Here is a 26287-nt window from a genome sequence, read left to right as displayed (position 1 = left end):
CCGTTTTCACGGGAATGACGATTTATTTATTCAGCAGCAACGCCGCTTCTTTCGCAAAGTAAGTCAAAATGCCATCGGCACCGGCTCGCTTAAAAGCCAGCAGCGATTCCATCATCACCGCTTCTTTATCCAGCCAGCCATTTTGTGCGGCCGCCATGTGCATGGCGTACTCGCCGCTCACCTGGTAGGCAAACGTCGGTGCACCCAGCTCGTCTTTTACCCGGCGCACAATATCCAGGTACGGCATACCTGGCTTCACCATAATCATATCTGCACCCTCGGCCAGATCCAGGGCGCACTCGTGCAGCGCTTCGTCACTGTTAGCCGGATCCATCTGGTAGCTGTATTTGTTGCCGCCTTTAATGTTGCCTGCCGAACCTACCGCATCGCGGAACGGACCGTAGTAGCTGCTGGCGTATTTGGCGGAGTAGGCCATGATCTTGGTATTTACGTGGCCGTGCTCTTCCAGCGCGTCGCGAATATCGCCGATGCGGCCATCCATCATGTCAGATGGTGCCACAATGTCGGCACCGGCGTCGGCATGAGAGAGCGCTTGTTTAATCAGCGCCTCTACCGTGAAGTCATTCATTACATAACCGGTGTCATCAATAATGCCGTCCTGGCCATGGGTGGTGAACGGGTCCAGAGCCACATCGGTAATCACGCCCATCTCCGGTACCGCATCTTTCAGCGCTTTTACCGCAGTTTGGGCAATGCCGTTCGGGTCCCAGGCGGCTTCAGCCATTTCCGACTTGGCGGATTGTGGCGTTACCGGGAACAGGGCCATCGCCGGTACACCCAAGTCGGCCAGCAGTTTGGCCTCTTTCACCAGCAGGTCAATACTCAGTCGCTCAATGCCCGGCATGGAAGGAATCGCTTCCCGCTCATTGTTGCCGCCCAGCACAAACACCGGATAAATCAGGTCGTCCACAGTAACGCGATTTTCGCGCACCATACGACGCACAAAGTCGTCAGTGCGATTGCGGCGCATACGGGTGATGGGGAAATAGCGCGGTGTAATTTGCTTGGGCATGGGGAATTCCTTTGTCTTGTCATCCTGAGGAGCAAAGCGACGAATGGATCTCATTGCCTGCTATAGCGGTGTTGCCCGCTTTGCTCAGTCTGGCATTAATTCAGAGGTGCTAAGAGTAGCATTAGTAGCGGCTGTAATCTCTGTCGTCATCCCCGCAACACTCTACCGTCATCCCCGCGCAGGCGGGGATCCACAAACAATGGACTCCCGCCTGCGCGGGAGTGACGATATTTTATTCCGAGGTCCGGCTTACAGCGTCGCAAACACCCGCTCAGCCGCATCCAGCGTAAACTGCACATCTTCATCAGTAATCGCCGCCGACATAAAGCCTGCCTCGTAGCTGGCCGGTGCCAGATACACACCTTCGTTCAACATACCGTGGAAGAACTTGTTAAAGCGTTGGGTATCGCACGCCATCACCTGCTGGTAGTTACTCACCGATTCTGCCTCGGTAAAGAACAGCCCGAACATGGTGCCGACATGGTTGGTGGTAAACGGAATATTGGCCGCTGCCGCACGTTCGCGCAGGCCGTTCACCAGATCCTCGGTGCGCTTGAACAGTGGCGCATGGAAGCTCTCTTCGGTTACCAGCTTAAGGGTTGCCAGACCCGCAGCCATAGCCACAGGGTTGCCGGACAGGGTGCCCGCCTGATACACCGGCCCCAGTGGAGCGATCTGTTCCATAATTTCGCGCTTGCCACCAAATGCGCCTACCGGCATACCACCGCCAATTACCTTACCGAGACAGATCAGGTCTGCGTCTACACCGTAGTGGCCAATGGCACCGGTGCGGCTGACACGAAAGCCGGTCATTACCTCGTCAATAATTAACACGCTTCCCGCCTTGGTACACTCTTCGCGCAGGGCTTCCAGAAAACCCGGCACCGGTGGAATGCAGCTCATGTTGCCAGCTACAGGCTCCAGAATCACACAGGCAACTTCATCACCCAATTCGGCAAAGGCCGCTTTAACACCTTCAATATCGTTGTAGGTCAGGGTGATAGTGTGCTCAGCAAGCGCTGCCGGAACGCCCGGGGATGTCGGCACGCCCATGGTCAGTGCGCCGGAACCGGCCTTGATCAGCAGCGAATCGGAGTGGCCGTGGTAGCAGCCTTCAAATTTGATGATCTTGTCGCGGCGGGTATAGCCACGTGCCAGACGAATCGCGCTCATGGTTGCTTCGGTGCCGGAGTTCACCATGCGCACCATCTCCATACCCGGCACACGCTCGCAGATTGCGTCGGCCAGTTGAGTTTCCAGTTCGGTGGGGGCACCAAAGGTCAGGCCCTTGTCCAGCTGAGTGCGAATTGCGTCCAGCACTTGCGGGTGACCATGACCAAGAATCATCGGCCCCCAGGACTGCACGTAGTCCACATAGCGGTTGCCGTCAGCATCGAACAGGTAGGCACCTTCGGCGCGATCAAAAAACACCGGCGTGCCACCCACAGCGCGGAACGCCCGCACCGGTGAATTCACCCCGCCGGGGATATGTTGCTGGGCGGCCTCAAAAAGCTGTTCGGAGCGTTGCATGGTCACGATAATAATCCTGTTTGTTCGGCTGGATCATTGACTCTGTTAAGTATTGAACTAAAGTTTAGAACCACAGCCTTGAATGAAAGCTGCTAATTATCGCAACTTGTCGCATTAAAGGCCATTGGATTTCCCGGTCTCATATGGAAGCTTGCAAATGGAAGTGCCGGAGACTCAAGCTCACATTCCAATCCAACCCGACTTCATGCATTCCCTGGCACGACAGCGAACTACGGCTGGTTGTTTGCCATCGAGTGGACCCCGTCAAATTAAACTTCTGAGCACCATCGAGATCATCTTGTCCCGGAAACTCATGTCCAGAGAGCCTTGGGGCGTGAGCATCCATTTGTCATATGCAATTTTCAGGAACTGGTGTGATTCGAGGCTACATACCAGTAGCAACATGCTGCAAAAAAAATAGCCTCTATACGTAATGTTTAAGGAGTAAATGTTATGAATCAAGACGTCACTATGCGTAGCAAGGATACTCATAATGCCATCACAAGACACTATGTTGAGATGGCTGAGAGATATGCAGACTTGAAGGTAGATGCGGCGAGCTGGACAACAGACAAGGCTTCCGGATCCTGCGCCTACGTTTTCGCCTATCTTCAGGTCGACTGTAACCTGTCATTTCCCGGCGGACCAAACCTGACCTTCAATGGTAAAGGGATGGTTGTTGGTTTGGGTGCTACTGGCTCACTCGGTGGTCAGGCAACCTTTAATGTCGACCCCAATACCCTCAAGGGTGCTTCAGGTATTAGTTTTGAGGCCACCAGTGTGGGTGTTGTAGGCGGTGGATTCCAGGTCACCTGGTTTAAAAACGGCAAGTATATTGGCCATGGAGAGTTTTACGGTCTTGGCGTTCAACTGGGTACCCCCGGTGGAGGTTGGGGTTCTTTCTCTTAAGCGCGTAAAGACTGTTTACAGAATCAGTATTGTTTAAACCGAATATCGCAGCAGTGTTCAATTTTGTCTGGATGACATTTAAGGATCATTGCTGCGATATGCTGAATTAATAAATAAAGCCGGAAGGCATTTAAAGGGCGTGCACGGCCACAAAAACAATTGCGTAATCTCCAGAGGATTAGCGCTAGCCACTCTAATAATGAAATGCTAGAGTTGGTGCCGTGGTTGAAAAGTAGCCAATTGCCTCAGTTCCCTCAATAAAGGCTATGGCCACGCTCCTCTCCAAAAATGGAAGATTGCAATGGATGTGCTTAAAACCCTCAAGCCCGGCAAATCTGGAACGCGACGTTTCGTCAACCGTTATGGTGAGCGCCTTGTGACTGTTCGTCATAATCAAACTATTATAAATACAAGGAGTATGGAAGTTGATTAATCTGACTATTATGTCTCAAACCGTAGTCCTATTGCTTGTACCTGCTTGGATAGCGTTGGTCACTATTTTGAGCTTTAGGCTTGGAAAAACTAAGACAAATTCTGCGTCAATGGCTGCAACAATAGGTTTTCTGTCAGCACTAATCCCTCCGATTGCCATTATTTATTTGATAGTTTTGTTAGTGAAGTCTGATGTATCGAGAGGTCATGGAGATGGGGTTAATTTATAGCAATGCAAAGCAGCAGAATAAAAGCAAAAGACGCTTGTACTGGGCCTCCTAGCGTTTGGCAACAGTTTGTAGAGTTATAATTTTAGCTAAATTGAAATGTTGAGGAAGAATGATGAAATTACCTAAGTGTCTACTATTGTTTGTTTTTTTTAGTGTCTCGGCGCTTGCTTTGGATGATTCAAAGGAAAATCGTATTCAACAGGCCGAACGATATATGGCAACAATGCCTCCTGAAGAACTGATGCAGGATATGGCAAAAAATGTGGCTATGAATTTTCCGCCTGATCAGCGTGAAGAATTTAGGGAATTATTGCTTAAGCATGTGAATATAAACACTCTGTCAGATGCTATGAAGGTTGCAATGGTGAACGCTTTTACAGCAGATGAGTTGGCTGCATTAGCTGATTTCTATGCGAAGCCCATTGCTAAATCGGCAATGCAAAAATTTGGAGTTTACATGGCGGAAGTTATGCCAGTGGTTCAGGCTGAAGTGTTGAGGGCTGTTGGCGAAATGGAGAAAGAAAAGGCGGAAAAGAATCGAAAAATCCCTGATATTGAGTAATGAAAAGGGAGAATTTCCCTTTGTGTTTTCTCAAGGAAATAACTTGCTATGACCAGTCTTCTAAACATCCGGAATATGACCCGCCCAGAGGTCGATACATTGGTTGAGTGGGCGGCAGTCGAAGGCTGGAACCCAGGCATGCACGACGCTGATCTGTTTTGGGCGGCTGATCCGGATGCGTTTATTGCGGCTGAGATTGATAGGGAAATGATTGGCGGAGGTGCCATCACATCTTATAACGGCGAGTTTGGCTTTATGGGCTTTTTTATTGTAAAGCCGGAATATCGTGGGCAAGGAATTGGTAATACCCTTTGGCACGCCCGACTTAATCGGCTGAAAGGTCGATTGAGGCCAGACGCAGCGATTGGTATGGATGGTGTGTTTAATATGCAGAGTTACTATGCCAAAGGTGGCTTTGTTTTTTCTCATCGTAATCTGCGATTTCGCTCAGAGATTCCAGAAGCGTCAAAAGCTCCGCAAGAGAGTGATCCGAATGTCGTCCCTCTTGCCTCGGTGCCTTTTGACGAGTTGCTACACTACGATCGCAGTTGTTTCCCAGCGCCCCGTTCGGCATTTCTCGAAAAGTGGATAACGCAAGATGATGCATTGGCGCTTGGTTATGTTCGTGATGGTGAGCTATTAGGGTATGGCGTGATAAGGCGGTGCTGCGAGGGTTGCAAAATTGGCCCTCTGTTTGCGGATGACACGGCAGTAGCGGATGCGCTGTACGAACAGCTTTCAGCCTTTGCGGCAGGTGGCCCCTTGTTTTTGGATGTGCCAGAAAATAACCCTGCCGCAATGGCCTTTGTGGCGGAACGAAAAATGATTGAGGTGTTTGGCTGCGCACGGATGTATGTGGGGGATTTTCCGGATCTGAAACATGAGCGCATTTTTGGGGTGACTACCTTCGAATTGGGATGAGTCAGATACATTTCTGCTTTATATGGGTGCTGATTTTACCCGGTTTTTAATTAACGATAAGTATAGGAGAGCATGATGGTTAATGACTCTGTTGCAGTCACAATTGGTGGTAGGCTTGATTCTCAAGATGGTGGGTCGGCTGGTGGTTGGGAGTTTGTATATAGGCCATCCAGTCAGGCTGTTTCGCTAGAAGTCTCTCCGGTGAAAAATGTAGAAAATAAGCTGTCATGTGAATTTAATAAAGCGGATATTGATGGGCTTATTGTCTGGTTGCAAAATATTCAACATAAGTTGTCGGATTAATTGATACTCCCCCGATAAAATAAACGCCACGTTATCGGGGGATTGTCGGGAAGCCTGATTCTGTCATCCCAGACTATTTTGACCCAATTTGTAATTCCATTATATGACCAGTCCCCCCATAAACCCCTTGCAAACCACCAACACCTTCTCCAAGCTGCGCCCATGAGTTTCCAAATTCCCAGACCCAAAAACATTATCGATCTCGGTGTCGGCCAGCCCGACCCTGAGCTGTTGCCCTCTGCGCTGTTTCAATCTTTATCACTTAACCCAGAGCATCTTGCCTATGGTGAACAGGCGGGTGATGGGGCTTTTCGTCGCTCGTTGGCACGGTGGCTATCGGCAGACTATGACTCTCAGGTGAGTGAAGAGAGCCTGATGGTGACCAATGGTTCGTCCAATGCGCTGGACATGATCTGCAAACTGTTTGCCCGGCGCGGTGATACGGTGCTGGTGGAAGACCCCACCTATTTTATTGCCCTTCGGCAGTTTGCCGAGCATGGCCTGAATGTTGTGGCGGTGCCGATGGATGATGAGGGCATTCAGCTGGATCAGCTGGAGGAGGCGATTCACAAACACAAGCCGGCATTTATTTATAGCATTCCGACTTATCACAACCCGACGGGTATTTGTCAGCCACTGTCCCGGCGTGAGGCACTGGTGCAGCTTGCTCGGCAGAATAAATGTCTGCTGGTAGCGGATGAGGTGTACCAGCAGCTCTATTTTGACCAGCGGCCTCCACTGCCACTGGCTTGTCTGGACGCCAATGCGCCGGTGTTGTCGATTGGTTCGTTTTCCAAAATACTTGCGCCGGGTTTGCGATTGGGCTGGATTCAGGGAGCAGGTGATCTGTTGCCGTTATTGATTCAGTCTGCGCTAGTGAGCAGTGGTGGTGGATTGGCTCCGGTTACGTCAGCTTTGGTGGGCTCGTTGATCGATAGTGGCGCGTTTCAGGAATATCTGGCGGGTTTGCGCACGACGCTTCGACAGCGGATGGAAACGGTGCACCAATGTTTGCAAGCGGAGCTGGGCGATAAATTTACAGTGAATAAACCGGGCGGTGGTTATTTTCTGTGGGCTACTGCAAAGGATGGCATTGATGTAATAGACAGGTTGCCCGAAGCCAAGCGTAACGGTGTTGGTTTTTTGGGTGGTCAGTTGTTTTCGCGCTCACCTGAGTCTGTGGCCAGCATGCGGCTTTGTTTTGCCTGGTATGGGGAGCGCGAGCTTGAGCTGGCCTGTCGCCGGTTGGCGGGGGTATTTTTGTAGTGCGGTGCTTTATGACCCGGTGTTGTTCGCCGGGTCGATCACCACACAATCACGTCCCTGATCTTTGGCCTTATATAATGCCCGGTCTGCTTCTTTCAGCAGCTCATTAATAGACTCCCCACGCTTAAGTATTGCCCCGCCAATTGAAGCGGTAATTTTTCCTGCGATCTCAAAAGGCACTTGCTGAATGGCTTTATGCAACCGGTTGGCAATCGCAGTCAGCAGGGTTTCGTCATCGGTATTAAGAATAATCAGAAACTCTTCCCCACCCCAGCGAGCGGCATAATTGTCCGGCCGTAGGTTGTGAAGGATGCGGCTGGCTACATCGCGCAGTACGGCGTCGCCGATGTCGTGGCCGTGGTTGTCGTTGATGGATTTAAAGTGGTCGATATCCAACAGCAATACCGCCAATGGTGCATCGGCATTGACGGACTCATTCATCAGCCGGTCGGCGCCGCGGCGGTTGTAGAGTTCAGTGAGCGGGTCGCGCTCGACCATAGCTTTGGTCACTTCAAACTGGTTTTGCAGTAACCGTAGCCGACTGCTGAACCGGCGAAGGTAGGGCACTACTAAAACCAGAAACAGAAATACCGGCCCGAATGAGATCAGCATGTCTTTGCCTCTGGGCGTCCAGAGTTCAGCGGGATGAGCCAGCAGGTAACCAATTACCGGCACGGCATTAGCCAGCCAGATCAATACACCCCAACGCCAGGCGGTTCGGGTAGGGGAGATTGCCAGCACCAGAATAAGCAGTACCAGCAGCATTGAGGTGATGGGCGGGTAGATGTCGATCAGCCGGATATCCGGTTGCTGGAAAGCGCTCCAACTACAGGCCCACGCCGGTATGGTGATAGCCAGTGCACAGGTGGCAATAAATAGCCCAAACACTACGGGCCGGCTTTGCGGGTGACGGTGCAGGATGGCTGCCAGAGTAAAACAAATAGCGACGACGCTGGGCGGAATAATCAGGTCCATAAGCTGAGGAGCAGCTTCGCTCCAGTGCATGATGGTGGCAAACAGTGCCACCAGACCGCAGGCCAGCAGAACTCTGAGCAATGTTTTGTGAAGCTGGTGTTGCGGGGCAGATGAGTTGGGCATGAAAAAATTCTTATTGGTTTTTTGGCGGCGATGATTGCCGGATGGTTAATATACCACTCTCGCTTTATCGAATTTATCTATCGCCTTCATAGATATTGATAACTTCTATCAATGATGTCTGATTGATAGCATTTCCCTCGTTCTTAAGTCTACCTATTCGCATTTAAACGAGGAGAAATTAATGTCTCGCTATATCAACAGTGAACTGAAACCGTTCAAAGCCACCGCCTTTCATAACCACGAATTTATCGAGGTGACCGATGAGAGCCTGAAGGGGCAGTGGTCGGTGCTGTTCTTCTACCCGGCTGACTTTACTTTTGTGTGCCCAACCGAGCTGGGTGACCTGGCGGACAACTACGAGGAGTTCAAGGCGCGCGGTGTTGAGGTTTACTCGGTTTCCACTGACACCCACTTTACCCATATGGCGTGGCACGGCAGCTCCGAGACCATCGGCAAGATCAAGTACCCGATGATTGGCGACCCGACCGGTACGCTGACTCGCAATTTCGGTGTGATGATTGAGGAGGAGGGTATTGCTGACCGCGGGACATTTGTTATCGACCCGGAAGGTCGTGTTCAGATTGTTGAGATCACTGCCGGTGGTATTGGTCGCGATGCAAAAGAGCTGCTCCGCAAGATTAAGGCGGCTCAGTATGTGGCAGAAAATCCGGGTGAAGTGTGCCCGGCCAAGTGGAATGAAGGCGAGGCGACGCTGTCTCCATCTGCGGATTTGGTGGGTAAAATTTAATTATTGATGCTGTCTTTCTTGCGTCATTCTCGCGCAGGCGGGTATCCATAAATGTTGAGTGTTGTTCGAAATGGATCCCCGCCTGCGCGGGGATGACAATTGTGTTCAAAACAGCAGTAGGGTGCGCCGTGCGCACCGGCAAAACCTTCAACCGGCATCTATACTTCCATTTCCAATTCAGGCAAGGAAGGAGCTGACCATGCCAAAGTATCTGATTGAAAGAGAAATTCCCGGCGCTGGAGATTTAACCGCGGACGACTTGAAAGCTATTTCTCAAAAATCCTGTGCTGTGTTGTCTGATTTAGGCCCTCAAATTCAGTGGCAACAGAGTTATGTTACAGGCGACAAGATTTATTGTGTTTACATTGCGCCTAATGAAGAGATGGTACGAGAGCACGCCAACCAGGGTGGCTTCCCCGCCAATCGCATTTCCGAAGTGAAGACAATAATCGACCCGACCACTGCGGAATAATTTTTTAGAAGTCGACTTTCGAGATAAAAAAGCGGGCAGGATGCCCGCTTTATAAATGATTTTCCGGTTTATCTTGATGGGGTTTCATGTTGAGTCACGAATTGATCTTGTTGGAGGTGGATTGATTGTCTGCACTGATTTCAGTGCCTATAATCGCCGCCATCGCTGTGGTTTTGCCATGCAAATTAATAGGGAATTCAATTCTGTTGCTTGAATGAGTAGGCACAGAAAACTGAAGCTGTCCCCGCAACTGTATCCGGTAAGGATTATTCGAATACCACTGGTAGTTATCAAAAAATAACTATCGGGAAGGTGAATAAATCCGTTGACCCGGGAGCCAGGAGACCTGCCAGAGCGAGCGTTGTTATCCGACGATCGGGGATTGTCTGCCGGAGCGACTCATGTTGTAGATTCAAGAGCCGTAATGACAACGCGTATTTATTAATACGTTGAAGCTATGTCATCGCTCGCAATCCGTTTGCCCGCTGTCGCCGTAGCTTCTGTCACCCTGTTAGGAGACAGAAGATGTTCAAATCATCTCTTTTTGCTGTAACCGCACTGGCGACTGCCATTGCCCAAGCTAACGACGCCCCGGCCATTGAAGAAGTGGTAACGGTGGCTTCCCTCCAGCCGATTGCTATTGAGCAGAGCGGCAGCGCTATTACTGTTATTGATCAGGCCTACTTGGACAGCCGCAAGGCGCTGCAGGTAATTGACCTGTTGCGCGATGTTCCGGGGCTGGCGGTAAGCGCCACCGGTGTGCGCGGCTCCAATACCGATGTGCGCCTGCGCGGTGCCGAAAGCAATCATGTATTGGTGTTGTTTGACGGTATTGAAATCAATGACGCGTCCCAGGGCGATGCACTGAACTGGGCACACCTCGCCGCAGCGGATATAGCGCGCATCGAAATTATTCGCGGCCCGCAAAGTGCTTTATGGGGCAGTGAGGCGGTGGCCGGGGTGATCAGTATCACCAGTAAAAAAGCCGGCAGTGAAAAACTGCAAACCAGTTTTTTCAGTGAAAAAGGCAGCTTTGATACTTTCTACAGCGGTGCCAGCATCGCCGCACGCGGCGAGCAGTTTCATGGCCGCCTGAGTGTGGATCGCATCAGTACCGATGGCGACAATATCGCTCGTCAGGGGAATGAAAAAGACGGTTACCGCAACAGCAATATTCACCTCACCAGTGGTTACACGCTGAACGAAAATGCTGAGCTTGGACTGGTGCTGCGCCGTACCGAAGCCAGCAATGAGTTTGACGAGGTAGATTCCTATGTCACCGGCCTGCCAGTTGATGCCAATCGTGAAACCGATACCCGCCAGAACTTTGCTCGCCTGCAAGCGGATATTGACGCCCTGGACGGTAACTGGAAACAACGCGTTTCGCTGTCCCAATCCAAACACCACAACACTAACTACAGTGACAATGTGCAGGGCAATGTTAACGAGATTCGCAAGCGCCAGATCCAGTGGCTAAACACCCTGAACCTGGTGAATAACAGCCAGCAGTTGTCGCTGTTGCTGGAGCGTGAGAATCAGGATTTCAGTGCTCGTGGACCGCTGGTGTGGGGTTTGGATCCCAATCAGGATCGCTCTTTGCACACAAACAGCGCCGCACTTGAATATCGTATCAATGCTACTGAGCAGCTGACATTGGCTGGCAGCCTGCGTTACGACAGCAACAGCGATTTTGACAGTGCCACCACTCGTCGTGCTGAGGCTAGCTACCGCGTTGTCGAGGGCACAAGACTGCGCGCCAGTTATGGTACGGCAGTTAAAAATCCGACCCTGAGCGAGCGCTTTGGCACCTTCACTAACTTTATCGGTAACCCGGATTTGCAGCCTGAGTCGGTGGAGAGTTGGCAGGTAGGGGTGGATCAAACCGTTGCTGGTGTGAATATCGGTATCGGCTATTTCAACTCCCGTTTGGATAACGAGATCAATGGTTTCGTATGGAGTGATGAAGATAGTGGTTTTACCGCTATGAATACCAATGGTGTCAGCCGTCGCGAAGGGGTGGAGCTGACCTTTGACGCTGAACTGACGGCTGACTTGAGCTTGCAGGGCAGTTATACCTACACCGACGCCACTCAGCCATATGTTGCGCCGACCGAGGAGATAGAAATTCGTCGCCCGCGCCACCTTGGCAGTGTCAGCCTGGATTGGCACTACAGCGACCAGCTGCAACTGCTGCTCAACACCCAGTACAACGGCACCAGCCATGATCAGTTTTTCCCTCCTTGGCCACAGCCGTCAGAACTGGTAACGCTGGATGACTATATCCTGGTTAACCTGACTGCCAACTACAACTGGAGCCCGCAGGTGCAGTTCTATGCCCGCGTGGATAATCTGCTCAACGAGCAATATGAAGACGTGTACGGCTTCCAGACTCTGGGTCGTGGTGCATCTCTCGGTGTGCGGATTCGTTTTGATGGCTGATAACGCGCCTCAAGCTCGCCGCAAGGTGATGGTGAGCTGGAGCAGTGGCAAAGACTCCGCCTGGACCCTGTGGCAGCTGCTGCAGGATCCATCGGTGGAGGTTGTTGGCCTGCTCACCACCTACAACAGCGAGTTTGATCGCGTGGCGATTCACGGAGTGCGACGCCAGATTCTGCAGCGACAGGTCGAATTAGCCGGCCTGCCGCTGTTGGAAGTCGCACTGCCATGGCCGTGCAGCAATGCGGATTATGAGCACGCCATGGAGTGGGCGCTGGCTCGAGCCAGGGAGTACTATTACGCAGATACGGTCGCTTTTGGGGACCTGTTTCTGGAAGATGTGCGACAGTATCGTGAACAGCAGTTTGCCAATTCCGATCTGCAACCAATGTTCCCGTTGTGGGGGCAGCCCACCGATGTGTTGGCGCGGCAGATGATTGATGCGGGCCTTAGGGCTTCTGTCAGTTGTCTCGACCCTAAGCAAATGCCTGCGGACCTGGCGGGGGCTACCTTTGATCACGATCTACTGGACCGCTTGCCTTCGGAAGTTGACCCTTGTGGTGAGCGAGGAGAGTTTCACACCTGTGTTTGGGCTGGGCCGATGTTCCGGCGCAACCTGGAGCTGATTCAGGGCGAGGTGGTAGAGCGCAGTGGTTTTGTTTACGCCGATTTGTGTGAGCGCACACCAAACGCCTAAAATAGTTACATTCAATTAAGGAAACCCATCATGTCTGGAAAACTGGTATTTGCCCTGTCACTGATCGTATTGGCGGCGCTTTCCCGCCTGCTGCCACATCCGCCCAACTTTACTCCGGTAGCTGCGATGGCCCTGTTTGCCGGTGCGGTGATCGCCGATCGCAAGCTGGCATTGGTTGTCCCACTGTTGGCATTGTTACTGAGCGACTTGTTGATCGGTTTCCACAACACCATGCTCTATGTGTATGGCAGTGTGGCGTTGATGACGGCATTGGGATTTGTGTTGCACAAGCAGCGCAGTGCTGGTCGTGTATTGGGTTATTCGATTGCCTCATCGGTGCTGTTTTTCATGCTCACTAATCTGGGCGTATGGTTGCAGGGTGGTTACCCGATGACGGCGAGCGGTCTGGTGTCATGCTATGTGGCGGCGATTCCGTTTTTCCACAACACCTTGATTGCCACAGTGCTCTACAGTGGGCTGCTGTTTGGAGCCGACTATTTGTGGCGTCGTCGGCTGGCTTATTCCTGAGCCAGGGATCAAGACTTTTAGCGCCGGCGATTGCCGGCGTTTTCATTTATACCGTGAGTGCATGAAATGAGTGAAGAGAGCCGTAGTGAGGAAAACAGGGCTGAACGACACAAGCGCAAAATGCAGCGCCAGAAAGAGCGGGTGGATGAAGGCATTGCCGCGGCCGATCAGGATCGCAGTGTTGTGGTGCTTCTTACCGGCGACGGTAAAGGTAAAAGCAGCTCGGCATTTGGCATGGTACTGCGCAGTCTCGGTCACGGTCATCGCGTTGGGGTTGTGCAGTTTATCAAGGGTGCCCAGCTGTCCGGCGAAGAGCTGTTTATTCGCGATCACCTGCCGCAAGTGGAACTTCACCAGATGGGTACCGGTTTTACCTGGGAGACCCAGGATCGTGAAGCCGATATAGCAGCTGCTGAGGCTACCTGGGCGCACGCTGAACGACTGTTGCAGGACGAGAATGTGCAGTTAGTGGTACTGGATGAGTTGACCTATATGCTTGGCTTTGGCTATCTGGATGAGCAGCGGGTGCTGGACGCCATTCGCAATCGCCCGGCAGGCCAGAGCGTGGTTGTTACCGGCCGCGGTGGAGGCAAGGCCCTGCAGGAGCTTGCGGACACTGTGTCAGAGGTGAAAAGCATCAAGCACGCCTACCATGCGGGCATCAAGGCTCGTAGTGGTATAGATGTGTAGTTACTGTCATTCTGAACGGAAGTGAAGAATCTCTTTTATAGGGTATTGTGCTGTATAAGACCCTTCACTTCGTTCAGGGTGACAGATAAATATCTGGCTGCGTGTTATATGTGATCACTCTTAATTTATAATTTGCGCCTATTTTGATGTTTTTTTGGAGGGAAAAGATGGAGTGGAAAGTTCTGTTAACGGTTTTTGGTGCGGTATTTATTGCCGAACTTGGAGATAAGACCCAGCTGGCGACCATGCTGTTTGCAGCTGATCAGGAGGTCAGCAAGTGGACGGTCTTTATCGGCGCATCGCTGGCACTGATTGTCGCCTCTGGCCTGGGCGTGTTGGCTGGAAGTGCGCTGTCTCACATTCTGAATCCCAAGTTGTTGGGTACTATTGCCGGTGCAGGCTTTTTGGTGATTGGTGCGTTCACGCTTTATAACTCATTGAGTGGAAATGCCAGTTAGTTTCCGTGCTGGCAACGGCCTATACTCAGGTTAGCAAGCCGGAGAATAACGATATGACTAGCGAAGACTTAAAAACACAAATTCAGGAACTCCGTCAGCAGCTGGAGTATGCCAGCAAGACTGATAGCCATGTAAAGGACATGTTCGGTTCACTGATGGAGGACATCGTTGTGCTGGCGACACAGGGTCCTGAAGAGGTGGATGCGGAAGGCGTTAAAGATCAGCTTGAGCAGCGCGCTACCGATTTTGAAAACCGCCATCCCCGCATTGCATCTCTGATGCGTCAGCTAATGGACCTGCTCGCCAAAATGGGAATTTGATACTGCATTAGTGTGAACAGGCCCTAAGAGCTCAGGAGAAAAATAATGAGAAAAGCGCTGGCTCTATCGACAACCATTTTATTGCTGACAGGCTGTGCCAACTCCAATGAGCTCTATTGGGGGTGGCATTGCGAGGGTGATCCGCGAACCGGCGAGTGGGATTGCGAGCAGAGACTAATGCGAGACGGGCAATTGGTAGACGCCAGTGAACTTGCTGCTGATCAGATCCCGCCAAGGCCTGCAGACAGTCAGCCTTTGTTACCCGAAGCGCAGGCCGCTAACATTGATGGTACTGGTGAGTCAGTGCAGGAAGAAACCGTGCCATCCCTTACGGTTACCCCGGTTATGGTAGAGAGCTGGCGAGAACAGCTTCCTCAATTGAACCAGACCCAGGATAAACCCAAGGTACAGGACCGTCCGCGAGTTCGTATATCAGACATCACTTCACCACCACCAGATCCTGAACCTTATGAATCACTGCAGTTGCAGCCAACAAAAGTGCCTGTGCTGACTCAGGAAAAACTTTTGCCGGACTCTTCCAGTGGATTCACTTCCAGTGGTTTCACGTTGCAACTGGCAGCACTGGCGAACGAGTCAGCAGTGGAAAAATTTATCGCCGAGAATGGGTTGCAGAAAAGTACACTTGAAAGCCACCTTATTTACAGCAATGGCCGCCCCTGGTTTGCGGTGACTGCTGGTCATTTCCCGGATCGCGAATCTGCGGAGCAAAGAGGTCTGGCACTACAGCAGCAACATCCAGGTATTGATTACTGGATAAGATCGATGGCTTCGCTGCAAAAAGCCAAATCCCCGGATTGAAGATTTGGCGGGTATCGTTAAACTGCGACCCCTGACAAACTTCTGGAGCCGGACGTGTCCCCTTTCTACGAAAACCTGAATCTTCAGTTGCAAGGCCTTCTCGATGGTGAAGATGACTGGATTGCAACGCTGGCAAATGCCTCGGCGTTATTGTGGTTAAACCTGGAGCGAATCAACTGGGCCGGGTTTTATCTTCGCCGTGGAGACCAACTGGTGCTGGGGCCGTTCCAGGGCAAACCAGCCTGTACCCGCATCGATATGGGCAAAGGAGTTTGCGGAACCTCGGCAGCGGAAAAAACGCCGCAAATCGTTGTTGATGTCCATGAGTTTCCGGGCCACATTGCCTGTGATGCAGCATCTAATTCGGAGATAGTGATTCCGATGATCTTCAACGGTGAAGTGGTCGGTGTGCTGGATATCGACAGTCCAGAGTTGAATCGTTTTAGCGAAGAAGACCTGATTGGCCTGCAACCACTGATCAACCTTGTGATGAGCAAATTTACAGGTAAGCACTAATATCTAATGGCCAATTCACGACGCCCTTCACGGGGTCGACGCCCGCAACAGAAGCGTTCGCCCCAATCCCTGCCCGCTAATACAGAAGTGGAAATTCGCGATCTCTCACACGAGGGGCGTGGTGTTGCGCGGGTTGATGAGCGAACCCTGTTTGTTGAGGGGGCGCTGCCGGGCGAGCGTGTAGAAGTGCGCTACCAAAAGCGGCGAGGCAAGTTTGATGAGGGTGTGGCAGTCAAGGTGTTGGCCTCCTCTCCATTGCGTACAGAGCCGCCATGTCCCCATTTTTCCCGGTGTGGAGGTTGTCAGTTACAGCACCTCAGCATACAGGGGCAGGTTGATCACAAGCAGCAACTGCTGTTGCGCACGTTGCAGCGATTGGGAAAGGTGGAGCCGGAGTGTATCCTGGAACCTATTATTGGTGAGCCCTGGGGCTACCGCCGCCGTGCACGGCTGGCAGTTCGTTATCTTGCTAAAGAGGACCGCGTAGAGCTGGGCTTTCGCCAGGCTGAAACCGATCAGCTGGTACCCATTAAGCAATGCCCGATATTGATGGCGCCATTCAGTGATTTAATTCCGTTACTGGCAGAATTGATTCAACAGCTCTCCTGTCGCAAGCGAATTCCGCAGATTGAATTGCTGGCGGCAGATAACGGAAGTGCAGTGAACTTGCATCTGTTGGCAGAGCTGACAGACGCTGATCGAGACATACTGGACACCTTTGCCAGAGATCATCAGTTGGCAATCTATCTGCAAACCGGCGCAACAGACACTGTGCAATCATTGCACGGTAGTACTGAACCGCTCACATACAGTCTGCCGGGCTGGGATCTTGATCTGATGTTTTTGCCCGGTAGCTTTGTTCAGGTCAATCCCGAGGTGAACCGAAGGTTGATCGCAAAAGCGATTGAGCTACTCGACCTGAAAGGTGACGAAGAAGTACTGGACCTGTTTTGCGGGTTGGGCAATTTCACCTTGCCATTGTCGCGCCAGGCAACGCGAGTGGTGGGAGTGGAAGGCAGTGCGCGAGCCATTGAGCTGGCAGAGCAAAATGCGGCACACAACGGGATTGAAAACTGCGAATTTCATGTGGCCGATCTCAGTATCAATCCGCGAAAGGCCGGCTGGACCAGGCACTCTTACGATGCAGTGCTACTTGACCCTCCGCGATCAGGTGCGGCCGAGATGATCTCCTGGATCGGACAAAGTGGTGTACCCAAAGTTCTGTATATCTCGTGCCATCCCGGCTCATTGGCCAGGGATGTTGGTGAATTGGTGACCGGCTACGGGTACCGCTTAAAAATGGCCGGTGCAGTGGATATGTTTCCCCACACCAGCCATCTTGAGAGCATAGTCCTTCTGGAAAAGTAGCTGTTACTTCAGTTTGATCTGACGCATCCACTTGGAGCCGAGGAATTCGCGTACTTTCTCGTACTCCTTGGCACTGTTCAGCATTTCATCTTCGCTAAACAGTTTGTCTCCCATGTCATACCACTCTTTGGTGCGGTCACGACCGGCCCAGTTTTTCTGGCGAACCATAATCATTAAGTCAAAATCGCTGCTGTTGGCCGATTCGCCCAACAGGATCATATAGTCTTCAACCAGCCCTTGTTTCTTGGCTGCCTGCATCCAGGTGTCAAAAGTGGCTTTGAGCTGTTTCAGGTAGTCATCTGTGCGGTTGGCATCAGTTCGGATCATGGAAACCTGCCAGACGTCACCTTCCGTATAGGGCATGCTATCTGCATTGGCGCCAAGTGCGCCGATAAGTAGAATCAAGCTTAGTAGCATTGTTGTTACGGTATTCATGAGGAGCTCCTTGTAAAAAATACTACGTTTTCCTGACCGTCAGGAAAAAGTACCCCCATTTATAGTCACTGTTGGCTGTGCAAGTGGGAAGATTTTGGAATATCGGTAAAGCGGCTAACAACCAAACTTTCTAAGGTGATTCCTTAGATAGCTCTCTCAGGTGCAAGCGATACACCATTCGGGGTAATATAGCTCCGCTATAACTAAAGACTATTCTCTGCCGCGATCGGATGCGATATGAATACAACAACGCAAAAAATTCTGTTGATTGACGACGATGTCGATTTAACCAGCCTTCTGTCCACCTATCTGTCCAACAACGGCTTTACCGTTGATGCGGTTCACAGCGGCCCGGAAGCCCTCAAGCAGCTGGATAAAAATATTCAATACGACTTGATGGTGTTGGATATCCAGATGCCCGGCATGACCGGCCTGGAACTGCTGCCACAACTGCGGGCACGGATCAAAACGCCGGTAATTATGTTGACAGGGCGTGGTGAAGAGGTGGATCGCATTCTGGGGCTGGAGATGGGCGCAGATGACTATCTTGGCAAACCCTGCAATCCCCGTGAGCTACTGGCCCGGATCAATGCGGTGTTAAGGCGCTCTGTGTTGGTCCAACAGGAGGCTTCGCAGGATCAAATCAGCCTGCATGGGCTTGAGCTGGATATGGGTAGTCGCTCAATCATTTGTAATGGCACGTCGGTTGAGCTGACTGGTACCGAATTTGAAGTGCTGGCAATGCTGATGCAAAAAGCAGGTGGCGTGGTTAGTAAAGAAGATATGACCCGCAAAGTATTGCACCGGGAACTGACACCCTACGACCGCAGTATTGATGTTCACGTGAGCCGCGTGCGTCAGCAGTTGCGCAATTATCTGGGTGATAAGGACCTGATAAAAACCATTCGTGGTGTCGGTTATCAAATGGTCAAGGATAGCGAATAACCGAGGCCCCGATGCGGAGTATTTTCTGGAAGATTTTCCTGGTCATCTGGCTTACCAGCTTCATTATTGGTGCAAGTAGCTCAGTGTTGTTAACCAGGGAAATTGTTCAAAACCAAATTGAGCGAGATTGGGAGCAGACGTTCAAGAGTACAGTACAGGCTTTGGTTAGCTACTACGAAAACTGGACCAAGCAAAATCCTGATTCTCCTCGGCGGGCCAGGCTGGCTCAGTACCGTCCACTGGTTATTGTTGAGGAATCAACGGGCGAATTTATCGCTGGCAGTTTTGAAAACTTTCCTGATATTGAGTGGACTCCCATTGAGTTCACTTCAAAGAATAACAACTCATATGAAGTCTATATTCCCAGAAATGAACAGGCTAACTTTGTTCATATTCTGTCTGTTGTATGGCGGAATGACCCCTACCGCTTTGGCTTGTCAGTAGTTGTAGCCGGTTTATTTAGCTTGCTGTTGTCACTGGTGGTAATTCGCCCCATTAAAAACCTCCAAAAGCATATTGAAATCATGGGCGGAGGGGATCTTGATATCCGACTGGGTCGTCGTTTAATTCGTCGTCGGGATGAATTCGGGCAGCTTTCTCGCGCATTCAACAAGATGGCGGATCGCATTACCTCCCTGGTCAATTCAAAGCAACAGCTGCTGCATGATGTATCCCATGAATTACGTGCCCCTCTGGCCCGTCTACAGGTGGCAGGAGAGTTGGCCAGGATGGAAGCCGAGGTGGCGGGAATTGGCCCAGCTATGTACGACCGGGTAGAGAGCGAGTGTGTATCTCTCAACAAACTGATTGATGAAATCCTGACCCTGTCCAGAGCTGAAGCAGGCGCCGACGATGATCAGCTTGAAGAGCCGTGTGAATTGCCTGAATTTTTAAATCGCATTGTCAGCGATGCGCGGTTTTTACACAGTGAAAGAGAGATAGAACTGCAAATTACTGGCAAACCGCGGCAGGTAAAAATAAAAACAGTCGCGCTGGAAAAGGCGGTCAAGAACATCCTGGAAAATGCCATCAAATACAGCCCTGAAGGCATAGTTGAGGTGGACCTGGAGTTTTCCCGAAGGAAGGTTCATATATCGGTGGCTGACCGGGGGCCGGGAATGACCGAGGATGACCTGCAGAATATCTTCACGCCATTTTATCGGGTCAAGGCATATAACAGTAAAGAAGGTTATGGGCTCGGTATGAGCATCACTCAAAAGTCAGTGCAACAAATGAATGGCGAGATCTACGCCAAAAATCGTGAAGGTGGCGGTTTGAAAGTCACCATAGAACTGCCGGCTTAGTGACGACAAGCGTCAGTCATGAGCCTCGGGTAATCAGATCCATAGGGGTGTTGATGTTGTAAAAAGTAACACCCTCAAAAACCACAACATCGGCTTTCATGTCGGTAAACCATTCGCCGACACGCAGCTGGTTTTGCTTCAGCCTGTCCAACAAAGATTGTCTGTTTAACTGAGAAATCACCGCGCACGTGGGGTGCAAGCGATCACCGTCGTGAGCAACCGCGAGACCTGATGGGTTTTTCTGGGCAGCTTTAAACAGCTCCGGATAGACGTTTGGAGGCAGTTCCAGCTGATCACAGGCACAGATGGCAATGTAAGGTGTGGATGTTGCACTTAACCCGGCAAGAATACCCGCCAATGGGCCCTTGCCTGCGAAGTCGCCATCGTTAATTACCTGATAACCTAGCCGCTGGTAGCGCTCGCTTTCTGTATTTGTGTTAACCAGTATCTCTGAAACATGGGGTCTTAAGTTTTCTGCAGCAAAGGCTATTAGCGGCTGACCCTCCACCTGAAGCAGACCTTTGTTACGGCCTCCCATTCGCCGCCCCTGGCCACCGGCCAGAATCACACCGGTAAGCTGGGAAGAAGGCTCGAAGTTGTTCGAGGTCATGGTGCAGGCCTGTTCTATGCGGGAATATGAGCATACCAAAAACCAGATAATTTGTTTCCATTGGCGTGCAGGGTGTACTCCTCTATTATGCTATGGTGATGTTTTTTCAGAGTAATAGGGTCCGTTGATACTAGTCTTATGAGTAAGTTAACCCATCTGGATGAAGCCGGTCAGGCACACATGGTTGAAGTTGGCGACAAGGCTGAAACACAACGCCTTGGTGTCGCTGAAGCCCGGGTTCGTATGCAGCCCGATACCCTTAAACTAATACTGGAAGGTGGTCACAAGAAAGGTGACGTGCTGGCAGTAGCGCGTATTGCCGGAATCCAGGCCGCCAAACGTACCTGGGAGCTGATTCCGCTGTGTCACCCGATCATGCTGACCTCGGTTAAGGTGGAAATTACCCCGGTGGGCGATAACTGTCTTCATATTCAAGCCCAATGCAAAAACATTGGCCAGACCGGTGTGGAAATGGAGGCGTTAACAGCTGCTTCCGTGGCCGCTCTGACGATCTACGACATGTGCAAAGCAGTGGATCGCGGTATGAGTGTCGAACAGGTGCGACTGGTCGAAAAAGCTGGCGGTAAATCCGGCGACTGGCAGCGACCACAGGAATAGAGACGTGATTGAACTCAAGTACTTTGCATCTCTCCGCGATATCTTGAGCTGCGACAGTGAGCAGCTTCCTCTGGAGTCAATGACTACCGTGGCGAAACTTCGTCAAGAGTTGGCGAAAAGAGGTGAAACTTGGGAAGCACAGTTGCTTGGTAAACAGACCTTGGTTGCTGTAAATCAGCAGATGGCGACCGCCGATACGGAAATATGCCCTGGAGATGAGGTGGCATTTTTCCCGCCAGTAACGGGGGGCTGATGGCAGTTCGAGTACAAACAGACGACTTTGATGTCGGGCTTGAATATCAGCGTCTTCGCGACCTTGATAGCGGCGCAGTGGTAACTTTTACCGGCTGTGTACGCGCTGAGGGTGATCTGAAAGCCCTGTATCTTGAGCACTACCCCGGAATGACTGAAAAGTCCCTCCAGGCTATTGTCGACGAGGCAAAGCAGCGCTGGTCGATTTCTGAAGTGACTTTAGTGCATCGGGTGGGCGAAATGGCTGTGGGTGAGCAGATTGTTTTTGTGGGTGTTGCCAGCGGCCATCGAAGTGAGGCATTTTTTGCCTGCGAATTTATTATGGATTACCTTAAAACTCGCGCTCCTTTTTGGAAAAAAGCCCTCAGTGAAAAGGGTGACTGCTGGGTTGAGGCCAAAGAGAGCGACCAGCAACAGGCTGCTCGTTGGTATTCATGACACAATTAAATAAATTCAGTTATCCCAATAAGTTGATCGATCCCTTTGGTCGGCATGTCGACTATGTGCGTATTTCCGTTACGGATCGTTGCGATTTTCGCTGTCAGTATTGCATGGCTGAAGATATGCAGTTCTTGCCGCGCAAAGATATTCTCAGCTTTGAAGAAATTGAATTTATCGCCCGCGCTTTTACCGAGCTGGGAATCTCCAAAATACGTTTGACCGGTGGCGAACCACTGGTGCGTCACGACAGTGAACAGTTAATCGCTTCCTTGGGGAGGCTGCCTGATTTAAAAGAGTTGACCCTAAGTACCAATGGTTCAAGATTGAGCGAAATGTCTGTCGCACTGAAGGATTCGGGTGTGCAGCGAATAAATATCAGCCTGGACAGTCTGGATGCTGATAAATTTCATCGCATCACGCGCACCGGAAAATTGGATAAAGTGATTGCCGGTATCGATGCTGCCGTTGACACTGGTTTTAAACGCCTGAAAATAAACTCAGTGATCATGCACGGCCACAATGATGAAGAAGTACTCGATCTATTGGAATTTGCGATAGAGCGTGGACTGGATGTCAGTTTTATCGAGGAGATGCCGCTGGGGAATGTTAACCATGATCGTGCAGTCAGTTATTGTTCCAGCGATGAAGTAAAAGCCCTCATCGAGAAAAAATATCAACTTATTCCGACTGCGGAGGCCACCAACGGACCATCACGCTATTTTAAATTGGTGGGCATTGAAAAAACTCGAGTCGGATTTATTTCGCCCCACAGCCATAACTTTTGTGGCAGCTGCAATCGTGTGCGTTTGACGGCGGAAGGGCGCCTGCTGCTATGTCTCGGCAATGAGCATTCAGCGGATTTGCGCGCGGTGGTTCGACAGTATCCGGGTGATTTGAATCGCTTAAAGCAGGAAATCGTCGAAGCTGTTGCCCGCAAGCCGGAACGGCATTACTTTGATTTAAATGAAGAACCACAAATTGTGCGGTTTATGAATATGACAGGCGGCTAGCCCTGTCACCCTTATTGTCTCCGTAGGGTGCGCCATGCGCATCAGAACTATAGAACTAATATCCTATGTCCGAGTTTATGCCCCTTAATATCGCTGTATTAACTGTCTCCGATACCCGTACCCCGGAAACAGATACCTCTGGTCAATTATTGACTGATTCTCTCAAGGAAAGCGGCCACTTGCTGGTGGATCGGGACATTGTGATCGACGATATCTACCAGATTCGTGCCAAACTCTCCCAGTGGATAGCTGATAAGAATATTCATACGGTATTGATAACCGGCGGCACCGGTTTTTCAGGCCGCGATTCGACCCCCGAGGCGGTGAAACCGCTTTTCGATAAAACCGTGGAAGGTTTTGGTGAATTGTTTCGTCAGATTTCCCTGCAACAGATTGGCACGTCTACCGTGCAGTCCCGAGCGCTGGCGGGGCTTGCCAACAACACCCTGATTTTCTGCCTGCCCGGGTCCAACAATGCTTGCCGAACAGGCTGGGAAGAAATTATTCGTGAACAGTTGGATGCACGCACCAAGCCATGTAATTTTGTAGGCACCTTGCTTGGTAAACACGGCAATTAATAATTCTGAAATCACTCATGTTAAATAGAACACAATCACTTCGCTACGCGCGCCAGATTGCTCTGCCGGATATAGGCGAGCAAGGTCAGATAAAACTGCAAAATTCCAAAGTGTTGTTGGTGGGGGTCGGGGGGCTGGGTGCTCCGGCGGCGCTGTATCTGGCGGGAGCCGGTGTCGGAACGCTGCTGATTGCTGACGGCGATCAGGTGGATATCACCAATCTGCATCGGCAGATTCTCTATCGCGAAGATGATTCCGGTGATAGCAAGTCCGACAGCGCACAGCGGCAGCTGGAATCCTTGAATCCCGAGGTGGAAATCGAAGCGATAGATGAGCGGCTCGATGAGGAAATGCTCAACTATTATGTGCCGGAAGTGGATCTGGTGCTGGACTGCAGTGACAACCTCACTACCCGACTGGCAGTCAATCGCGCCTGCTACCAACATCGTGTGCCGTTGGTATTTGGTGCGGCTATTCGCTGGGAAGGGCAGCTGGCAGTTTTTGATTTTCGTAAGCTGGGTGATTCCAGGCCATGTTACCAATGCCTGTTCGGTGATCAGTTGCCAGAAGCGCCGGCGAGTTGTTCGGAGCTTGGTGTTATGGGGCCTGCAGTGGGCATTATTGGCACAGCCATGGCTTTGGAGGCGATAAAGCTGTTGGTGGGCATACCCTCGGATACAGTAGGGGCTTTGCAGTTATTTGACGGTATGAAATTCAGCTGGCGGCAAATTAAACTCAACAAGCATCCAGACTGCCCGGTGTGCCAGTGATTTAGCCAAACAGGCCCTGACAGGGCAATAATTTTCCTGCCATACTATCTGTCAATAATCACCAAAAAAACAAATAGGTACAGGCAGATGATAAGGACGGTTTGGCTGGACGAGGCAGGTGTTGCCCACCGGGGTGCAGAAGAACTGATAGATCGCTGGCGGCAGCAGCCCGCCAGCAAATTGTGGCTGGACCTGGAAGGGGAAGAGCAGAAGCGCGAAGAGGCACTGTTGCTGTCCCTGGGATGTCACGAAATTGCCGTCAGTCAGGCGCAGATAGAGCGTCGTCCGCCCAAAATCGAAGAGTTCAAAAATCATACCCTGATTGTCTATCGCGGTATTGCTGAAGTTAAGCCGAACCTGAATATCCAGCCGCTGGATATATCACTGTTTATTGGCGATCGCATTTTAATTACCCGTCACGTCAAACGATCCTACAGCGTCGATCAGTGGATTGGATCCGAAGAGACACCGGAACTGCTGGAAAATCCGGCTGAGTTAGGCGTACAGATTGTTCGCGGCTCACTGGGTGTCTATCTGGAGAACCTGTTGGCTTTTGAGGAAAAGCTCCAGGATCTGGAAGAGGAAATTCAGGCTGGTGGCGACGATGAGATGTTGAGAGAGATGGTGTTGTACAAATCACGCCTGCGTCGCTTGAACCGAATATTTGCCTATCACGAGCGTATTATCGGCCAACTTAACAGTTTGACTCTTTCTCATATCGATCGAAAGAACGATGATGTTCGTCACGCCATTCGTGCCCTCTATGACCGATGTGAGCGACTGCAAACGCAGGGGCAGATGTTTTATGAAATCTGCGGTGACCTGATTGAAGGTTATATCTCTGTGACTTCCCACCAGCTTAACCAGACCATGAAGATTCTTACTGTAATTACTGCAGTGTTTGTGCCGCTGGGCTTCCTGGCGGGTGTTTACGGCATGAATTTCGATAATATGCCCGAGCTGCATTACGGAAACAGTTATTTTGTTTTGATTGGGGTGATGCTGACTATCGCGGTGACGCTGGTAACTATATTTAAACGCAAAGGCTGGTTGTCATGACGGTTGCCGCAATTCAGGATTTATTAAATTACAAACTGCTCGAGCTGGAGAAGTATTCACTGACACTGGGGCAGTTACTGGCAGGCCTGCTGGTGCTGGTGATCGCGGTTTATGCCTCAAAGATAATTCGCCATTCCATTCGCCGTTTTTCGGTGCTGGGTGCCAATGCTACGGTATCCCAGGTGTATGCCGTGAATCGAATTATTCACTACATCATTCTGGTTATCGGCTTTTTTATGGCGTTGTCGGTGATCGGTATCGACATGACCAAGCTGGCATTGGTGGCTGGTGCTCTGGGCGTGGGTGTCGGTCTCGGACTGCAGAATATAGTCAACAACTTTGTCTCGGGTTTAACTATCCTGCTGGAAAAATCTATCCGGGTTGGTGACTTTATTGAATTTAATGATGGCGTCGTGGGTGAAGTGCTGGCGATTAATATTCGCGCAACACTGGTACGCACCAATGATAACGTCGATATTCTGGTTCCCAATGCCGAGATATTTTCTACACGGGTGATTAACTGGACTCTGGAAGAGGCTATTCGACGCTTTCGTGTTCCTTTCGGTGTTGCCTATGGCAGCGATAAAGAGAAAGTTAAAACAGCGGTACTGGAAGCGGCGAACGCAATTCCATACACACTCAAGAACGAAAAGTACAAGCCACAGGTATTGATGACAGGGTTTGGTGATAGCAGTCTTGATTTTGAGCTGGCGGTTTGGGTTCAGGCAGAGGTGGTAAAGCGCCCCGCAGTGATTTTATCGACGTATTTATGGGAGATTGAAAATGCATTCCGTAAATACGAAATTGAGATTCCATTCCCGCAGCGCGACCTGCATTTCCGTTCTTCTCCCGCAGCACTCAAAATTCAGGGTTTTGAGCAAGAGTCTTCAACGAAAAGTTAACAGGGTCGCCGTCAAAGGAGTGATTTA

31 protein-coding genes and 1 riboswitch are annotated in these 26287 nt (G+C 50.9%); of the genes, 26 read left to right on the top strand and 5 right to left on the bottom strand.

Features of this window, described 5'->3' with window-relative positions; genetic code table 11:
• Nucleotides 1-22 precede the first annotated feature (22 nt).
• Nucleotides 23-1033, bottom strand: a complete 1011-nt coding sequence (hemB, locus tag QP938_12250) for a porphobilinogen synthase (protein ID WIO74059.1) — start codon at nt 1031-1033, stop codon at nt 23-25.
• A 249-nt stretch (nt 1034-1282) separates the two neighbouring features.
• The gene (gene hemL, locus QP938_12245; GenBank protein WIO75663.1) at nt 1283-2563 is read right to left on the bottom strand and encodes a glutamate-1-semialdehyde 2,1-aminomutase; all 1281 of its coding nucleotides are present in this window, start codon (nt 2561-2563) and stop codon (nt 1283-1285) included.
• Between the two features lie 453 nt (nt 2564-3016).
• On the opposite strand from hemL, the gene QP938_12240 reads away from it, so the two are divergent.
• From QP938_12240 to QP938_12220, 5 genes are all read left to right on the top strand, one after another.
• Nucleotides 3017-3472: a hypothetical protein gene (locus tag QP938_12240; protein WIO74058.1), complete on the top strand. Its 456-nt coding sequence runs from the start codon at nt 3017-3019 to the stop codon at nt 3470-3472.
• Nucleotides 3473-4246: 774 nt separating this feature from the next.
• The gene (locus tag QP938_12235; GenBank protein ID WIO74057.1) at nt 4247-4696 is read left to right on the top strand and encodes a DUF2059 domain-containing protein; all 450 of its coding nucleotides are present in this window, start codon (nt 4247-4249) and stop codon (nt 4694-4696) included.
• A gap of 48 nt (nt 4697-4744) precedes the next feature.
• Nucleotides 4745-5617, top strand: a complete 873-nt coding sequence (locus QP938_12230; GenBank protein ID WIO74056.1) for a GNAT family N-acetyltransferase — start codon at nt 4745-4747, stop codon at nt 5615-5617.
• A gap of 72 nt (nt 5618-5689) precedes the next feature.
• Complete coding sequence (locus tag QP938_12225) at nt 5690-5920, top strand: hypothetical protein (protein WIO74055.1); 231 nt, start codon at nt 5690-5692, stop codon at nt 5918-5920.
• Between the two features lie 162 nt (nt 5921-6082).
• Nucleotides 6083-7186, top strand: a complete 1104-nt coding sequence (locus QP938_12220; protein ID WIO74054.1) for a PLP-dependent aminotransferase family protein — start codon at nt 6083-6085, stop codon at nt 7184-7186.
• A 9-nt stretch (nt 7187-7195) separates the two neighbouring features.
• On the opposite strand, the gene QP938_12215 is transcribed toward QP938_12220, so the two are convergent.
• Nucleotides 7196-8284, bottom strand: coding sequence for a GGDEF domain-containing protein (locus tag QP938_12215; protein WIO74053.1), 1089 nt, complete (start codon nt 8282-8284; stop codon nt 7196-7198).
• Between the two features lie 181 nt (nt 8285-8465).
• Here QP938_12215 and ahpC point away from each other — a divergent pair, with 181 nt between their 5' ends.
• The 11 genes from ahpC to rlmD all read left to right on the top strand — a co-directional run bounded on the left by ahpC (nt 8466) and on the right by rlmD (nt 17336).
• On the top strand, nt 8466-9032 hold the full coding sequence (gene ahpC, locus QP938_12210; protein WIO74052.1) for an alkyl hydroperoxide reductase subunit C: 567 nt from the start codon (nt 8466-8468) through the stop codon (nt 9030-9032).
• Between the two features lie 199 nt (nt 9033-9231).
• On the top strand, nt 9232-9504 hold the full coding sequence (locus tag QP938_12205; protein WIO74051.1) for a DUF4242 domain-containing protein: 273 nt from the start codon (nt 9232-9234) through the stop codon (nt 9502-9504).
• A 151-nt stretch (nt 9505-9655) separates the two neighbouring features.
• Nucleotides 9656-9873: riboswitch (cobalamin riboswitch) on the top strand.
• A 156-nt stretch (nt 9874-10029) separates the two neighbouring features.
• Nucleotides 10030-11943, top strand: coding sequence for a TonB-dependent receptor (locus QP938_12200; protein WIO74050.1), 1914 nt, complete (start codon nt 10030-10032; stop codon nt 11941-11943).
• On the top strand, nt 11936-12637 hold the full coding sequence (locus tag QP938_12195) for an ATP-binding protein (GenBank protein WIO74049.1): 702 nt from the start codon (nt 11936-11938) through the stop codon (nt 12635-12637). The genes QP938_12200 and QP938_12195 overlap by 8 nt, the downstream gene beginning before the upstream one ends.
• Before the next feature lie 30 nt (nt 12638-12667).
• Nucleotides 12668-13165, top strand: a complete 498-nt coding sequence (locus tag QP938_12190; GenBank protein WIO74048.1) for a hypothetical protein — start codon at nt 12668-12670, stop codon at nt 13163-13165.
• A 66-nt stretch (nt 13166-13231) separates the two neighbouring features.
• Nucleotides 13232-13855, top strand: a complete 624-nt coding sequence (gene cobO, locus QP938_12185; protein WIO74047.1) for a cob(I)yrinic acid a,c-diamide adenosyltransferase — start codon at nt 13232-13234, stop codon at nt 13853-13855.
• Nucleotides 13856-14022: 167 nt separating this feature from the next.
• Nucleotides 14023-14313, top strand: a complete 291-nt coding sequence (locus QP938_12180) for a TMEM165/GDT1 family protein (protein WIO74046.1) — start codon at nt 14023-14025, stop codon at nt 14311-14313.
• Between the two features lie 53 nt (nt 14314-14366).
• Nucleotides 14367-14633 (top strand): DUF4404 family protein, encoded by a 267-nt coding sequence (locus tag QP938_12175; protein ID WIO74045.1) that lies wholly within the window; start codon nt 14367-14369, stop codon nt 14631-14633.
• Nucleotides 14634-14678: 45 nt separating this feature from the next.
• Entirely contained in the window at nt 14679-15452 is a 774-nt protein-coding gene (locus QP938_12170) for an SPOR domain-containing protein (protein WIO74044.1), read from the top strand.
• Nucleotides 15453-15506: 54 nt separating this feature from the next.
• Nucleotides 15507-15968: a GAF domain-containing protein gene (locus QP938_12165; GenBank protein ID WIO74043.1), complete on the top strand. Its 462-nt coding sequence runs from the start codon at nt 15507-15509 to the stop codon at nt 15966-15968.
• A 6-nt stretch (nt 15969-15974) separates the two neighbouring features.
• Nucleotides 15975-17336, top strand: a complete 1362-nt coding sequence (gene rlmD, locus QP938_12160) for a 23S rRNA (uracil(1939)-C(5))-methyltransferase RlmD (protein ID WIO74042.1) — start codon at nt 15975-15977, stop codon at nt 17334-17336.
• A gap of 3 nt (nt 17337-17339) precedes the next feature.
• Here the strand turns inward: rlmD and QP938_12155 are convergent, their stop codons facing one another.
• Complete coding sequence (locus tag QP938_12155) at nt 17340-17771, bottom strand: hypothetical protein (protein WIO74041.1); 432 nt, start codon at nt 17769-17771, stop codon at nt 17340-17342.
• A gap of 237 nt (nt 17772-18008) precedes the next feature.
• On the opposite strand from QP938_12155, the gene QP938_12150 reads away from it, so the two are divergent.
• Together QP938_12150 and QP938_12145 are read left to right on the top strand one after the other, a co-directional pair.
• Nucleotides 18009-18716 (top strand): response regulator transcription factor, encoded by a 708-nt coding sequence (locus tag QP938_12150; GenBank protein ID WIO74040.1) that lies wholly within the window; start codon nt 18009-18011, stop codon nt 18714-18716.
• Nucleotides 18717-18727: 11 nt separating this feature from the next.
• Nucleotides 18728-20020 carry a HAMP domain-containing sensor histidine kinase gene (locus QP938_12145; GenBank protein WIO74039.1) on the top strand — a complete coding sequence of 431 codons (1293 nt, stop codon included), beginning with the start codon at nt 18728-18730 and terminating at the stop codon, nt 20018-20020.
• Nucleotides 20021-20036: 16 nt separating this feature from the next.
• On the opposite strand, the gene mobA is transcribed toward QP938_12145, so the two are convergent.
• Entirely contained in the window at nt 20037-20630 is a 594-nt protein-coding gene (gene mobA / locus QP938_12140; GenBank protein WIO74038.1) for a molybdenum cofactor guanylyltransferase MobA, read from the bottom strand.
• A gap of 138 nt (nt 20631-20768) precedes the next feature.
• On the opposite strand from mobA, the gene moaC reads away from it, so the two are divergent.
• The 8 genes from moaC to QP938_12100 all read left to right on the top strand — a co-directional run bounded on the left by moaC (nt 20769) and on the right by QP938_12100 (nt 26260).
• The gene (gene moaC / locus QP938_12135; GenBank protein WIO74037.1) at nt 20769-21248 is read left to right on the top strand and encodes a cyclic pyranopterin monophosphate synthase MoaC; all 480 of its coding nucleotides are present in this window, start codon (nt 20769-20771) and stop codon (nt 21246-21248) included.
• Nucleotides 21249-21252: 4 nt separating this feature from the next.
• Entirely contained in the window at nt 21253-21501 is a 249-nt protein-coding gene (moaD, locus tag QP938_12130; GenBank protein WIO74036.1) for a molybdopterin converting factor subunit 1, read from the top strand.
• A complete protein-coding gene (gene moaE / locus QP938_12125) occupies nt 21501-21938 on the top strand; it encodes a molybdopterin synthase catalytic subunit MoaE (protein ID WIO74035.1) in 438 nt (145 codons plus the stop codon). The genes moaD and moaE overlap by 1 nt, the downstream gene beginning before the upstream one ends.
• Complete coding sequence (gene moaA / locus QP938_12120; protein WIO74034.1) at nt 21935-22951, top strand: GTP 3',8-cyclase MoaA; 1017 nt, start codon at nt 21935-21937, stop codon at nt 22949-22951. Before moaE ends, moaA begins: the two co-directional genes overlap by 4 nt.
• Nucleotides 22952-23016: 65 nt before the next feature.
• The gene (gene moaB / locus QP938_12115) at nt 23017-23529 is read left to right on the top strand and encodes a molybdenum cofactor biosynthesis protein B (protein WIO74033.1); all 513 of its coding nucleotides are present in this window, start codon (nt 23017-23019) and stop codon (nt 23527-23529) included.
• Nucleotides 23530-23546: 17 nt separating this feature from the next.
• Nucleotides 23547-24299 carry a HesA/MoeB/ThiF family protein gene (locus tag QP938_12110; GenBank protein ID WIO74032.1) on the top strand — a complete coding sequence of 251 codons (753 nt, stop codon included), beginning with the start codon at nt 23547-23549 and terminating at the stop codon, nt 24297-24299.
• A gap of 87 nt (nt 24300-24386) precedes the next feature.
• On the top strand, nt 24387-25358 hold the full coding sequence (locus QP938_12105; GenBank protein WIO74031.1) for a magnesium transporter CorA family protein: 972 nt from the start codon (nt 24387-24389) through the stop codon (nt 25356-25358).
• Nucleotides 25355-26260 carry a mechanosensitive ion channel gene (locus QP938_12100; protein WIO74030.1) on the top strand — a complete coding sequence of 302 codons (906 nt, stop codon included), beginning with the start codon at nt 25355-25357 and terminating at the stop codon, nt 26258-26260. Before QP938_12105 ends, QP938_12100 begins: the two co-directional genes overlap by 4 nt.
• The last annotated feature ends 27 nt before the right edge of the window (nt 26261-26287 follow it).

It is taken from the genome of Porticoccaceae bacterium LTM1 (assembly GCA_030252795.1).
Lineage (GTDB): Bacteria > Pseudomonadota > Gammaproteobacteria > Pseudomonadales > Porticoccaceae > SCSIO-12696.
The sequence above is the reverse complement of the archived record's forward strand: the minus strand, read 5'-3'. Positions and strand labels throughout refer to the sequence as shown.